The organism is Clostridium hydrogenum (assembly GCF_021432385.1).
In the GTDB taxonomy this organism is placed as follows: domain Bacteria; phylum Bacillota; class Clostridia; order Clostridiales; family Clostridiaceae; genus Clostridium_S; species Clostridium_S hydrogenum.
On the sequence record NZ_JAEACT010000002.1, the window covers coordinates 1,098,721 to 1,113,054 of the forward strand.

At 30.3% G+C, this 14,334-nt stretch carries 10 protein-coding genes; all 10 read left to right on the forward strand.

Annotated features, from left to right (window positions below):
- The 10 genes from pheT (at nt 1) to CUEA01_RS04945 (ending at nt 13,992) form a co-directional block, all read left to right on the forward strand.
- Nucleotides 1-2,379, forward strand: coding sequence for a phenylalanine--tRNA ligase subunit beta (gene pheT / locus CUEA01_RS04900; RefSeq protein ID WP_234119152.1), 2,379 nt, complete (start codon nt 1-3; stop codon nt 2,377-2,379).
- A gap of 472 nt (nt 2,380-2,851) precedes the next feature.
- On the forward strand, nt 2,852-3,508 hold the full coding sequence (gene zapA, locus CUEA01_RS04905; RefSeq protein ID WP_234119160.1) for a cell division protein ZapA: 657 nt from the start codon (nt 2,852-2,854) through the stop codon (nt 3,506-3,508).
- Between the two features lie 105 nt (nt 3,509-3,613).
- Complete coding sequence (locus CUEA01_RS04910) at nt 3,614-4,756, forward strand: aminotransferase class V-fold PLP-dependent enzyme (protein WP_234119168.1); 1,143 nt, start codon at nt 3,614-3,616, stop codon at nt 4,754-4,756.
- Nucleotides 4,757-4,768: 12 nt separating this feature from the next.
- Nucleotides 4,769-5,854: a hypothetical protein gene (locus CUEA01_RS04915; protein ID WP_234119170.1), complete on the forward strand. Its 1,086-nt coding sequence runs from the start codon at nt 4,769-4,771 to the stop codon at nt 5,852-5,854.
- An 82-nt stretch (nt 5,855-5,936) separates the two neighbouring features.
- Nucleotides 5,937-6,215: a DUF3343 domain-containing protein gene (locus CUEA01_RS04920; protein ID WP_234119172.1), complete on the forward strand. Its 279-nt coding sequence runs from the start codon at nt 5,937-5,939 to the stop codon at nt 6,213-6,215.
- Between the two features lie 138 nt (nt 6,216-6,353).
- Complete coding sequence (locus tag CUEA01_RS04925; protein ID WP_234119174.1) at nt 6,354-7,097, forward strand: glycosyltransferase; 744 nt, start codon at nt 6,354-6,356, stop codon at nt 7,095-7,097.
- A gap of 109 nt (nt 7,098-7,206) precedes the next feature.
- The gene (locus tag CUEA01_RS04930; protein ID WP_234119176.1) at nt 7,207-7,995 is read left to right on the forward strand and encodes a hypothetical protein; all 789 of its coding nucleotides are present in this window, start codon (nt 7,207-7,209) and stop codon (nt 7,993-7,995) included.
- Nucleotides 7,996-8,782: 787 nt separating this feature from the next.
- Complete coding sequence (locus CUEA01_RS04935) at nt 8,783-11,137, forward strand: DUF3656 domain-containing U32 family peptidase (protein ID WP_234119178.1); 2,355 nt, start codon at nt 8,783-8,785, stop codon at nt 11,135-11,137.
- Between the two features lies 1 nt (nt 11,138).
- A complete protein-coding gene (locus CUEA01_RS04940; RefSeq protein WP_234119180.1) occupies nt 11,139-13,502 on the forward strand; it encodes an endonuclease MutS2 in 2,364 nt (787 codons plus the stop codon).
- A 34-nt stretch (nt 13,503-13,536) separates the two neighbouring features.
- Nucleotides 13,537-13,992, forward strand: a complete 456-nt coding sequence (locus tag CUEA01_RS04945; RefSeq protein ID WP_234119181.1) for a DUF523 domain-containing protein — start codon at nt 13,537-13,539, stop codon at nt 13,990-13,992.
- Nucleotides 13,993-14,334: the final 342 nt, after the last annotated feature.

The window sequence follows — 14,334 nt, forward strand, 5'->3', positions numbered from 1 at the left end:
ATGAAAGTACCTTTCAAATGGTTAAATGATTATGTAAAAGTTGATATAAATGCAATAGAACTTGGGGATAGATTAACTCTTTCTGGTTCAAAGGTTGAAGAAGTAATAACAAGTGGAGATGAAATACAAAATGTTGTTACAGGTAAATTATTAAAGATAGAACCTCATCCAGATGCAGAGAAACTTGTTGTATGTGAGGTTGAGGTTGGAAAAGAAGAACCAGTACAAATTGTTACAGGAGCAAATAACATGAAAGAAGGAGACATAGTACCTGTAGCCCTTCATGGTTCGACACTTCCAGGTGACGTTAAAATAAAAAAAGGTAAATTAAGAGGGATATTATCCAATGGAATGATGTGCTCTAGCGAAGAGCTTGGAATAACAGAAGAAAATCCTGTTCATGGACTTATGATTTTAGATAAAGATACTCCAATAGGCAGAGATATTAAAGAAGTTCTTGGACTTGATAATCCTGTTATTGATTTTGAAATTACATCGAATAGAGCAGATTGCTTAAGTGTAATTGGTATAGCAAGAGAGACAGCAGCAACTTTAAATTTAAAATATAAAAAGCCAACTTTAGGTTTTAAAGAAGATGAAAGTTCAAATATCAAAGATGAAATAAGTGTTGAAGTAAAAGATTCACTTTGTAAAAGATACATTGCTAGAATAGTTAAAAATATTAAAATTGCTGAATCACCTGCTTGGCTTCAAGAAAGACTTACCCTTGCAGGAGTTAGACCTATTAATAACATAGTTGATATTACAAATTTTGTAATGCTTGAATATGGTCAGCCAATGCATGCCTATGACAGAAGAATGATAAGTTCAAATAAAATAGTTGTTGAAAGAGCTAAGGCAGGAGAAAAATTTGTAACCCTTGATGAAACAGAAAGAACTTTAAATGAAGATGTTCTTATGATAAAAGATGGGGATAAGAATATTGCACTTGCTGGAATAATGGGAGGCTTAAATTCAGAGGTTAAAGAAGATACTACTGAAATTGTATTTGAATCTGCAAATTTTGATGGAACAAATATAAGGGTAACTTCACAAAAATTAGCACTTAGAACTGAAGCTTCTGGAAGGTTTGAAAAAGATTTAGATCCTAATTTAGCAGAAGAAGCATTAAATAGAGCCTGCAACTTAATTGAAGAGTTAAAGGCAGGAGATGTTGCTTTAGGTGTTATAGACGTATATCCAGAGAAAAAGGATATTCACTATGTTGAAGCTGATGCTAGATGGATAAATTCTTTCCTTGGAACAAATCTTTCAAAGGATGAAATGAAGGACTGCTTAGATAGATTAGAACTTACAACAGAAATAAATGGAGATACTTTAAAAGTATTATCACCTACTTTTAGAGGCGATATAAATATAAGAGAAGATGTAGCTGAAGAAATTGCTAGAATATATGGCTATAACAACATTCCATCTACTACAATAAAATCACCTAGCATTAGAATGGGTAAGAGTAGAAAGCAAGTAATAAAGGATACAGTTATAGAAGTGCTTCTTGCAAATGGACTTAATGAATCAATAAGTTATTCTTTTATAAGTCCTAAAGTTTTTGATAAACTTTTACTTGAAGAAGGTAGTCCTTTAAGAAATGTAGTAAAGATAAGAAATCCATTAGGTGAAGATTTTAGTGTAATGAGAACTACAACAATTCATTCAATGATGGAATCTCTTCAGAGAAACTATACTAGAAATAATGAATATGCAGACTTATTTGAAATAGGAAAAGTATACCTTCCTACTGAAGATGAAAATAAAATACCAGAAGAAAAAAATATTGTAACCATAGGAATGTATGGAGAAGTAGATTATTTTAATTTAAAAGGTATTGTGGAAAACTTGCTTGAAGTGCTTGGAATAAGTGGGGTAACTTATGAAAGAGAAAGTGAAAATCCGACTTTCCATCCAGGAAAAACAGCTTCAATTAAGTTGAAAAATCATGTACTAGGTATAATTGGTGAAATTCATCCAGATGTAAGCGAAAATTATGGTGTAGAAAAAAATTGTTATATAGCGGAGTTAAACTTAGATGAGCTTATAGAAAATGCTTCAATAATAAGAAAGTATAAGCCAATTCCAAAATTCCCTGCAGTAACAAGAGATATGGCTGTGCTTGTGGATGAAGGGATTTTAGTACAACAAATCGAAGATATAATAAAAAGACAAGGTGGAAGCATACTTGAGAGCTTTAAGTTATTCGATGTATATCAAGGTGTGCAAGTACCAATTGGTAAAAAGAGCGTAGCTTATTCAATAACATACAGAGATGAAAATAAAACATTGGTAGATAAGGATGTTGAAAAAGCACACAATAAAATAGTTAAAACACTTGAACATGTTCTTGGTGCTGAACTGAGATAGGTAAATTAACATATTTTAGAGTAAGATTGTTTTTCAAATCTTTATAACTTAAAATTATTGCGAACCAATTAAATCAGAGTACAGAGTACAGATGACAGAGTACAGTTAAGGATGATTTACCTTCCCTTACGTTAGGTAAATCTTAAACTTATATGTTGTCAGCTTCGCTGAACAACATTGATAATATAGCGATTGCGTAAGCAATCAAAAAATAAGTTTTAAGATTTTCTGTAGCAAAGCGGAAGAAAATCATCCTTCACTGTACTCTGTACTCTGTCAACTGTACTCTAAATAAATGTTCGTATTTTTTAAGTATTGTAATAACACGATTGTGCAGTACATAAATTTATATTTTATAATATGTAATTATGTGATAAAATATAATAAAAGACTTTTCAAATATATAGTTTTGGAAATAATGATAAGGTATTATAAAATAATTAACTATATGTGGAATTGAAGGTGTTATTAGATGAATGTTATCACTATAAAAATAAATGGTATTGAATATAACTTAAAGGGAGACGAGAAAGAGGAGTATTTGAGAACTGTTGGAAATTATGTTGATAAAAAAATAAAAAATATACTTGAAAATAATGAAAAGCTAAGCACTGCTGATGCGGCAATTTTAACTGCATTAAATGTTGCTGATGATATGTTTAAAACGGGGATTGAAAATGATGAACTTGTGGACAAGCTTGAAAGAATGAAAAATGAAGAAAATAATGTAAGATCACAAATTGAAATTTTGCAAAAGAAGATTGAGGAAATAAAGAAAGAAAGTGAAATTCAAAATAAAAATGTAAACGAAAAATTGTTAAAAGCTGAAAATGAAAAACAGGAATTACTAGCAAAAGTTGAAGAGGCTTCAAGTTCAAAAACAGATAGTAGTGAGCAGGTTGAAGAGCTAATGGAGCAACTTTCTATAATGGAAACAGAAGTAAAAAAATACAGAGAGTTATATAATAAAAGCAAAGATGAAAATAAAGAATTAAAGTTTAATATGCATAGTTTAAAGTATAAAATAATTGATCTTGAAAATAAATATTTTGAAAATCAAATAGAAGTGGCCAAATCGAAAAAGCAGCTTGTAGAAGTTTTGAAAAATGAAAGTAAAAAAAGTAAATAGTTAAAAACCTATTCTAAAATCGGATAGGTTTTTTTTTATTTGGCTATATTTGAAAAGTATTTTTCATAGAATAAAATGAATAGTTATTTATAGGTGGTTTAATATATGATATATCTTGATAATGCAGCAACTACTTTTCCAAAGCCAGAAGCTGTGTATGCTGCGGTTATGGATTGTATGAGAAACTATGCAGCCAATCCAGGAAGAGGATCTTACGATATGACAATCAAAGCATCACGTAAAGTAACAGATACTAGAGAAAAAATTGCAAAACTTTTTAATATACCTAATTTATTTAATATTGTTTTTACATGCAGTGCCACAGAAGGATTGAATATTGGAATAAAAGGTATTTTAAAAAAGGGAGACCATGTAATTACTACTGTAATGGAACATAACTCTGTATTAAGGCCAATAAGTTATTTAAAGGGAAAAGGGGTAAAGTGCAGTATTGTTAAAGCGGATAAAGACGGATTTGTAAATACGAAAGATATTGAAAAAGAAATTAGGTCAAATACTAAAATGATTGTTGTAAACCATATATCAAATGTAACGGGAAGCATTCAAGATATAGAAGCAATAGGTGAAGTGGCAAATAAAAAAGGAATTATATATATGGTGGATGCATCTCAAAGTGCTGGAGTACTAGATATTGATGTAAATAAAGAGCATATTGATATTTTGGCATTTCCTGGGCATAAGGGCCTTTTAGGACCACAGGGAACGGGAGCACTATATATAAGAGAAGACCTTAAAGTTTCAGAGTTTAAAAGTGGAGGCACAGGAAGTAATTCTTATTCAATGGAACAGCCAGAGTTTCTTCCAGATAAATTTGAAAGTGGAACTTTAAATACTCCGGGAATTGCAGGTTTGTGTGAGGGAATAAATTTTATAGAGAAAACTGGAATTAACAACATAAGGAAGCATGAGATGGAACTTACAGAGCAGCTTTTAAAAGAATTTAATTCAAGAGAATATATAACTATATATGGTAGAAAAGATATGAGAAATAGGGGGGCAGTGGTTTCATTTAATATTTCAGGAAAGGATAGTTCTGATGTTAGTGCCATGTTAAATTCGAGGGGAATAGAAGTTCGAAATGGGTATCACTGTGCACCATTAGTGCATGACATAATAGGCACTCAAAATAAAGGAACTGTAAGAATTAGCCCAGGATACTTTAATACACCTGAAGATATTGAAGCTTTAGTAAGGGCTGTAGAAGAAATACACAGTATTAATATATAAGGTGGTAATAGGATGAGTAATATTGAAAATTGGGCAAGGGAGTATTCAAAAGAAAAAGGTATGACCTATGAAGAGATTGTTGAACTTTCTTTGGAATTTTATAAGAAAAATTTAGAGAATAATATGATAGAAAATTATACACTTGGTAAGGAGTTTATAAAGCTTTTTGGTAAGGCAATTGAAGTATATGGTAGAAAATATAATGAAGCTAAAAAATCAACTCCAAAAGCAGCACCAAAAGAAACCTCAAAAGATAAGCAACTTGAAGAACCACAGGAGGTTAATACAAATAAAAGTCTAAAATCTGGGTGTGAGGTTTTGGAAAAGGTCGATGAAAAAGAAAAATATCTAAAAAGCATACCTAACCTTAATTCGGATTTGATGAATGTAATTTTGAGTGATAAGACATATGTTCTTAGAATGGTTCATGATGGGAAAAATTATGGTTCTGCATTAATAAGTATAGAAGAAAGTAAGAGGAAGGTGCCTGTTTACACTTTTATACATTATATAGATTTTGTAGATAATAAATATAAAAAATTATATTCTGATATGGAAAATGAAATAATAGGGATTTCGAAGAAATATGAGGTTAATAATATCGATAGAATAATAGATGGCAAGTATATGGAACAATTTAGAAGTTTAGGATATAGCGAGTTGTACAAAAATTACAATATAAAATTCAATATTGAAAATAAAATAAGGGGAGCAAATGAGTATGAGAAGAATTTAAAAGGACATGTAAGTAGTAAGTTTGTTCCAATGTTTAAAATGGTTCCTGAACGTTTTAAGGAGAAATCTGATGTAGGTGATTTGTATAAATTTTCTACTAATAATGGTAAGTTTTATGCCAAAATTAACATAAAGAATGAAAAATGTTACTTAAAATTGTATTTGGAAGAAGATAGGCAACAGAGCGTGATGTATATAAAAAGTGTATATTATACTATATTAAATGATTTATATAAAAATGGTGTAAAAATAGTATATACATTAGTAGGTCAAAAGCATATTAATATATTGAAGACCTTAGGTGATGTAAATATATTAAAAGAATGGATATGGGTTAGAAGATCACTGGGGCTGGTGAACTAGTAATTATTTCATGCGTAGTTTTTAAGAATTACGGTTGAATAATTTTTTAGCGTCACAGCTTTTGCAATAAGGGGTTGATATATTGGGTACAACAAAAGCTTTAGAAAATGAATATTTAGCTGTTTTTAAATCTCAAAACCATGCAATTTATGTGTATGGAAAGCTAAGTACAAAAGGAGTAATTTCAAAAATAGTTCAAACTCCATGTTCTATTTCAACTTCATGTACACACAGCATAAAATTTAAAGAACAATATATGGATACTGTTATAAATGAAATAAAAGAAGATTCAATAAAAATAAGAGGTATTTATAAGATAGAAGTATCTGGCGGAAAAAAGCATTATAATAAGGTTTCTTAACATTTAGAGATTGTCACACTAATTTTAAATTATTATTAGTGTGACAATCTATTTTTCATAAATTGTTTTAATATTTGGAAGTTAATTCATATAATATAATGAAAATAATTAAAAAAAGTGATTAAGATGATGTTTAAAATGGAGAATGAAAAAAAGCATGTTGAAGAAGTTAGAAAAAAATTTAAAAATTCAAATCAAAAAGGCGTTTCAATAATAGTTCCAACAATTAAAATTAAGTATATTTATAATATATTTAATAATTATGGTAGATGTAATTATAAGAATAAAGAAATGATAATAATATTAAATAACAATAATCTAAATTTGGACAATTATTTAAAAATTGCAAAAGAGTATAAAAACATTAGAGTTAAGCAGCTAGATCAAAGTTTAACGCTTGGAGAATGTTTGAATTATGGTGTCACAATATCAAAGTATGATTTTTTAGCTAAAATGGATGATGATGATTACTATGGAGAAAATTATGTGACAGATTCTATGAATACCTTTGAATATATAGATACAGACATTATTGGAAAAACATCGTATTTTATATACTATGAGAAATATAATTCACTTGGTATTATGTATCCTAATGAAAGTAATAAATACAGTCCGTATGTTGCAGGTTCAACTTTATTTTTTAAAAAAAGAGTATTTAAAAAAGTTAAATTTAGAAAATTAAACGTGGCAGAAGATGCAAATTTTTTAAAAGATTGTGCAAAACAAAATATCAACATATATTCTGGAAACAGATATAACTATGTATATATAAAACATAAAGAGTTAAAAGACCATACCTGGAAAATAGATTCTAGAAAGTTAGGCAATATATCTAGCAATATGCATTGTAAAGATATTTTAAAAACCATAAATGTATAGAAGTAAATTTAATCACATATTTTTTTGTATGTCATATTATATGAATATAAGGTTAAATATCATGTTATGAACATGTTTTCTATAAACCTATGTAGGGAGGGAAAATATAATGGCAAAGTGTTCTTATACAGATAAGACAAAAGAAGAATGCATTATTGCTAATAAGGTATATGATCAATGTAGGCAACAAGATTGTATTGAAAAGTTATCATATGATACTACAGTAACTCCAGAGGTGCCAGTTAATCCACCTAATGCAACAGCAGCAGTTACAATAGCTCCTAATAGCTTTAGTATATCAAATATTATTTTGGTAAATAAAACTCCAAACTTACTTAGAAGAGGGTATTATGATATTGAATTAAAATTTTCATTTAGTTATACCTTGGAATTTAGAGGGTCAAGTGGTGCAATTATAAGTACTCTTGCTGCAAGAAGTGTATTTAATAAAAAAGTAAGTTTATTTGGTTCAACAGGTTCAAATGTTAATGTTTTCACTGATTTTGCTAGTGGTTTAGGTAATTTGCAGGTAGCACCTTTTGTATTAGTAGAAGCAAATGCTTATCCTTTGGATGCAACACTTGGATATACAATACCTATTACTAGTGGAGATAATCCACCTGTTCCAAATTCGGTTAATGTTACTATAGGATTATTTACTATTATAAAATTATTTAGACTTGTAAATTTAACTGTTCCTTCTAGTGGATTCTGTAAACCTAAGAAATGTGAAGAAATTTCCGACGATCCATGTGAATATTTCAATAATTTAAAATTCCCATTTGATATATTTGATCCACCTCAAAAAGAAGATTTCTTTAGAAATGATGACGATGATGACGATGATGATCCATGTGAAAAGGAGTACTTAGAAGAAGATTTAGATAAAGAAGAGTAAAACATTGCGAAGTAAGAGTATTATGGAACATTAAATAACATCAATAAATCTAAGATGCTATTTAAATTGTCCCAAAATGCTCTTACTTTGCATTTACAGTTGTTTAAGGAAAGAACCCATCCCTGAGGTTTGGACGTAAGTCCATTAAGATTCTTAACTAGTTATAATTAATTTCTAGTGCTCCATTTCGAAAAAATGAATTATGAAAAAATATTAGCCTACCTACGGAATTTTAGGATAATACATAAAAATGAGTATAGATAGATAATCTGGAAGATTGAAATTGTTAATGCTAAATTCATTCTGCTAAATTACAATTTGAACCAGAGTACAGAGTACAACGAAGGATGATTTTTCTCCGTTAGCACTGCGAAAAATCTGAAAACTTATTTTTTTATTGCTACGCAATCTCGCCATACATGGTGCTCAGCGAAGCTGACAACATTAAGTTTAAGATTTACCTAAGCAAAGCGAAAGGTAAATCATCATTCACTGTACTCTGTACTCCGTCATCTGTACTCTGCTCTACAAATTGTGATTTATATTTTTGTCTTGCCTTAGGCATATTAAAGAAAATAACAAGTCCAACTTTTGGCTAGTTTTGTGTAATACTTCGTCACCATAACACGCTAAGACAACCAGTATTAACGAGTTATAGTTCCTTGTATTACTCAAAACCATCTCTCAATTTGGAATTATTATTTTTTTTAATATGCCTTAGTTGTATTAATTTGTAGATTATGTATAATAAAATGTGTATGTAAATAAAGATACTTAGGAGGATTCCATGAAAAAAATCGAACTATTAGCACCAGCAGGAAGTATAGAAAGTGCAAGGGCAGCAGTACAAAGTGGTGCAGATGCAATATATTTAGGTGGCAGTAGATTTTCAGCAAGAGCATATGCTTCAAATTTTACTGATGAGGATTTAGAAAAAGTAGTTGATTATTGTCATATATATGGAGTGAAAGTTCATGTGGCAGTTAATATCTTAATAAAAGAAAATGAATTAAATGATATATATAGCTATATAAAATTTTTATATAAAATAGGTGTGGATGCACTTATAATTCAAGATGTAGGCGTTGCAAAGTATGTATTAAGTAATTTTCCAGGTATTGAGGTGCATGGTTCAACACAAATGACAATACATAATGCGAAAGGAGCTCTATATTATAAAAATTTAGGGTACAAGAGAGTTGTATTATCTAGAGAATTGAGCTTAAAGGAAATTGAGTATATATCTAAAAATTTAAATATAGAAACGGAAATGTTTATTCATGGTGCGCTTTGCGTATGCTATTCTGGACAATGTCTTATGAGTTCTGTTATTGGAGGAAGAAGTGGTAATCGTGGAAGATGTGCACAGCCATGCAGGCTTCCATATACTATGATAAATACGTCTACTTCTGAAAGTGCTAATGGATATTTCTTGAGTACAAAAGATACATGTACCATAGATATAATACCTGATATAGTGGCGTCAGGGGTAAGTTCGTTAAAAATAGAAGGAAGAATGAAAAGACCAGAATATGTAGCTGGAGTAGTTGAAGCTTACAGAAAAGCGTTAGATTCAGCGGCATCTTCTAAAAAGTATGATGTTGAAGCTGAAAATAAGAAACTTTTAAAATTATTTAATAGGGAAGGTTTTGCCAAGGCATATCTTATTGGAAATGTAGGAAAGGATATGATGGCCTATAATTTTCCTAAAAATACTGGTATATATGTAGGTAAGGTTTTAAAGGATAATAGTATTTTATTAGAAACAGATTTAAGTTTAAAGGATGGAGTAAGAGCTTTTGAAAAAGGTGCGCTTATAAGCAAAATTATAAAGAACAACGAAGAAGTATCAACTGCATTAAAAGGCGATAAGGTTAAGATTTATCCTGTATTTTATAAAAGAGGAGACTATATTTATAAAACTGCAGATGAAAAATTATTGAAGAGGCTAAAAGAAACTTATGAAGAAGAGTTTAAAAGAAAGCTAAAGGTAAAAATGAAGGTTAACTTCAAGGTTTCAAAGCCACTTTACTTAAATTTAAGAGGACCAGAAGGAATTGAAGTAGAGGTTTTTGGCGAAGTTGTGCAAAAAGCATTGAAAAAGCCTATTTCAAAGGATAAAATAGAAGATAATTTAAATAAAATGGGAAATACACCTTTTGAGATTAAAGAAATAGTATTTGAAGCTTTTGAAGATGGATTTATGCCAATATCTGAGATTAATCTCGCAAGAAGAGAAGCGGCACTAAAGCTTGAAAAAATTTTAATAGAAAAATATAAAAGAAAAGCTACTAATGTTTTAAAACCTTGTGTAAAGTCTGAACAAATAAAAGGTAATCTCCCTTTATTTATGGTTAATGTTTGTACAATAGAACAATTTGATACTTGTATTTCGATGGGATTTAATAATATTATTTTAGATGCTTTCTTTAAAAATTCAGGTTCGTTGCTTGATGAAATTAATTTTAATAAGGATGTTAATGTATATTTAAAAGTTCCTAACATTATAAAGGAAGAATTCAATGCTGTTGTTTCAATTATAAATAAAAATTTAGATAAATTAAAAGGTATTGTTACAGCTAATGCCGGAATTTTAAGCGAATTTAGTGGAAAGCTTCCTATAATAGGAGACTACAAAATAAATGTATTTAATAGTTTGGCTCTTGAATTTTATAAAAAAGATTTAGTAGGCTGTGCATTAAGTACTGAGCTTACTAGAAATGAAATAAAAAAGCTTAATGAAAATAAATGTATTAAAACTCAAATGCTTATATATGGTAAAATTGAGACTATGGTAAGTGAGTATTGCCCTGTAGGAAGTGTTTTTGGAGGAAAATCATCAAAAAGCAAATGTAATAATGCTTGTCTTAAAGGAAAATATGTGTTGAAAGATAGAATGGGAGTATGTTTTGATGTAATTACAGATAGGTATTGCAGAAGTCATATATATAACCCGATTCCAGTAAATTTAATTGATAAAATTGATGAAATAAAAGATATAGGTATAGATTCTTATAGAATAGATTTTATAGATGAAGATAAAGACGAAGTTGTAAAAGTATTAGAGATGATAAAAAAAGGTGAAATCGAAGCTAATTTAAATGAATATACAAGGGGAAGTTATAAAAGAGGAGTTGAATAAATTGAATGAAAAATCACTTAGAGTGTTAGAATACAATAAGATAAAAGAAATAATAAAGGAATTTACTCAGACCAATGCTTCTAAAGAATTGGTTGATGAGCTAAAGCCATATGGAAATTTGCATGAAGTAAAAGAGCATATGGAAGAGACTAAAGAAGCACTTGAGCTTTTAATGAAAAAGGGAGCACCTCCTTTTGAGGGAGCTTATGATGTAAGAGAAGCTGTAGGTTTAGCTGAAAAGGGATTTTCGCTTATGCCGGTTCAACTTGTTAGAATAGCTAACATGCTCAGATGTGCTAGAAGGTTTAATGAATATATAAGCCGTAAGGAAAATGAAGAAGAGCACAGAGTAATTGAAGATATTTGTCAGGGAATAGTGCCGCTTAAAGGTATAGAGGATGCTGTTTTTAAAGCAATAATAGATGAAAATGAAATTGCAGATATGGCAAGTAATACTTTATATAATATAAGAAAATCATTAAAAAGTAAAAATGCATCTGTAAAAGATAAGGTTAATGCCATGATTAGAAGTAATGCAGCTTATCTTCAAGAAAATTTATATACTATAAGAAATGATAGATATGTGATACCAGTAAAGGCAGAACATAAGGCTCAGGTTCCGGGACTTGTTCATGATCAAAGTGCCAGTGGAGCTACGCTTTTCATTGAACCTATGGGACTTGTTAATTTAAATAATGAAATAAAAGAGCTTATGCTTAAAGAAAAAGCAGAAATAGAAAGGATTTTAAGAGAACTTTCAAGCAAAATCTATGGCAGCATCGTTACTGTTAAAAATAATGAAAGAATAGTAACAGAACTTGATTTTATATTTGCAAAGGCAAAGTATGCAAGCAGTATAAATGCAACTGCACCACATATAAATGACAAGGGAATTATAGATATTGTTGATGGAAGACATCCGCTTATTGATCCCATGAAGGTAGTACCTTTAAGTATATATTTAGGAAGAGAATTTAATTCTGTTGTTATAACAGGACCTAATACAGGAGGAAAAACTGTAACGTTAAAAACAGTGGGACTTCTTGAACTCATGGCTTTAAGTGGAATTATGATACCGGCTAGAGAAAACTCCATAGTAAGTTTCTTTGAAGAGGTTTATGCTGATATTGGTGATGAACAGAGTATAGAGCAAAGTTTATCTACATTTTCCTCACATATGAAAAATATTGTTGAAATAATAAATAATGCAGATTTTACATCTTTAGTTTTATTTGATGAACTTGGAGCTGGAACTGACCCAACTGAAGGAGCAGCACTTGCAGTAGCAATACTTGAAGATCTTAAAAAAAGAGGGAGCAAATTAATTGCAACTACACATTACAGCGAATTAAAGGCATATGCACTAAAATCGGAAGGTGTTGAAAATGCATCTGTTGAATTCGATGTTGAAACTTTAAGACCTACATATAAACTTTTAATGGGGATACCTGGTAAGTCAAATGCCTTTGAAATTTCAAGAAGATTAGGTCTTGCGGATTATATAATTGAAACTGCAAAAGAAGGAATAGCAAAGGACACACTTAAGTTTGAGGATTTAATACAAAACCTCCAAGATAGAACTATGAAGGCAGAAGAAAATTCAAGAAAAACTGAAATATTTAAAGCAGAGGCAGAAGAGTTTAAGAGAAAATATGAAGATAAGCTATATTCAATTAAAGATACTAGAGAAAAAGCACTGATGGAAGGCAGAAGAGAAGCTAAGAGAATTATTTCTGAGGCTAAGTCAGAAGCAGATCAAATTTTAAGGGATATGCGTGAACTAGAAAAGTTAGGATATTCCTCCGAAGCTAGAAGAGAACTTGAAGAATCGAGAAGAATGCTTAGAGAAAAACTTGAAAATGCTGAAAGTAAATTGGTTAAAGAGGATAAGCCTAAGGGTGAAGGATTAAAAAAAGTTTTTCAAGGTCAGGAAGTATTTATACCATCTTTAAATATGAAAGGAACTGTTATTTCAGATCCAGATAGTAAGGGAGAAGTTCAAATTCAAGCTGGAATTATGAAGATAAGTGTTAAGCTTGAGGACCTTAGAGAGGGTAAAGGTGAAACTGATAAGAAGGCTAAAGCTATAAAGAAGAGAGAGGCAAAATTAAATTTAAGATCAGTTGCAAGTTCAGTTGATTTAAGAGGTATGGATTCGGAAAATGCTATGTATGCCGTAGATAAATATCTTGATGAGGCAAGTATGGCAGGTTTAAATACAGTTACAGTTATACATGGTAAAGGCACTGGTGTTCTTAGAAACAGTATAACAGATATGTTGAAAAGACATCCTCATGTAAAAAGTTGTAGGCTTGGAAATTATGGTGAAGGTGGAACTGGAGTTACTGTTGTAGAGCTTAAATAATATATTATAGATATCTATAGAAAGGTTGCAAGAAATGGGAGAAAATACTATATTGGTTTCAGCTTGTTTATGTGGTGTCAATTGTAGGTATTCTGGAGATAGCAATGCTGATGAAAAAGTTAAAGCTCTTTTTAAATCATCAATTTTGCTTCCGGTTTGTCCGGAGCAGCTTGGTGGACTTTCAACTCCAAGAGCGGCAGCAGAAATCGTTAATGGAGCTGGAAAAGATGTTCTTTTAGGAAAAGCTAAGGTTATGAATAAAAATGGGGAAGATAATACGGAGGCATTTTTAAGAGGAGCACATGAAGTTTTAAATATTGTAAAAATGGAGGGAATCACAAAGGCTATATTGAAAGCTAAGAGTCCATCCTGTGGTTGCGGAATTATTTATGATGGTACATTTAGCGGCAATAAAGTTGAAGGAAATGGAGTTACTGCTGAATTACTTATACAAAATGGTGTTGAAGTGATTACGGAAGAAGATTTGTAGGACTGAAACCAGAGTACAAAGTACAAAGTACAGAGTACAAAGAATGATGATTTACCTTTCGCGCTGCTCAGGCAAATCTTAAACTTAAATGTCATCAGCTTCGCTGAGTGCCATACATCGCGTGATTGCGTAGCAATAAAAAAATAAGTTTTCAGGTTTTTCGTAGTGTTAACGGAGAAAAATCGTCCTTCATTGTACTTTGTACTCTGTACTTTGTACTTTAGTTTCTCCTCGATAAATTGTAATTTGTCAGGATAAACTCCTTATTTGCAATTTTAATGTTTTAAATAGGTTACTTAAAAAAATATGCTGTGCAGTTAATTAGTTATTGCACAGCATATT

Excerpts from the sequence above, each read along its gene's own strand:
- pheT (WP_234119152.1), top strand. The coding sequence starts at position 1 with ATGAAAGTACCTTTCAAATGGTTAAATGATTATGTAAAAGTTGATATA.
- zapA (WP_234119160.1), top strand. The coding sequence starts at position 2,852 with ATGAATGTTATCACTATAAAAATAAATGGTATTGAATATAACTTAAAG.
- CUEA01_RS04910 (WP_234119168.1), top strand. The coding sequence starts at position 3,614 with ATGATATATCTTGATAATGCAGCAACTACTTTTCCAAAGCCAGAAGCT.
- CUEA01_RS04915 (WP_234119170.1), top strand. The coding sequence starts at position 4,769 with ATGAGTAATATTGAAAATTGGGCAAGGGAGTATTCAAAAGAAAAAGGT.
- CUEA01_RS04925 (WP_234119174.1), top strand. The coding sequence starts at position 6,354 with ATGGAGAATGAAAAAAAGCATGTTGAAGAAGTTAGAAAAAAATTTAAA.
- CUEA01_RS04930 (WP_234119176.1), top strand. The coding sequence starts at position 7,207 with ATGGCAAAGTGTTCTTATACAGATAAGACAAAAGAAGAATGCATTATT.
- CUEA01_RS04935 (WP_234119178.1), top strand. The coding sequence starts at position 8,783 with ATGAAAAAAATCGAACTATTAGCACCAGCAGGAAGTATAGAAAGTGCA.
- CUEA01_RS04945 (WP_234119181.1), top strand. The coding sequence starts at position 13,537 with ATGGGAGAAAATACTATATTGGTTTCAGCTTGTTTATGTGGTGTCAAT.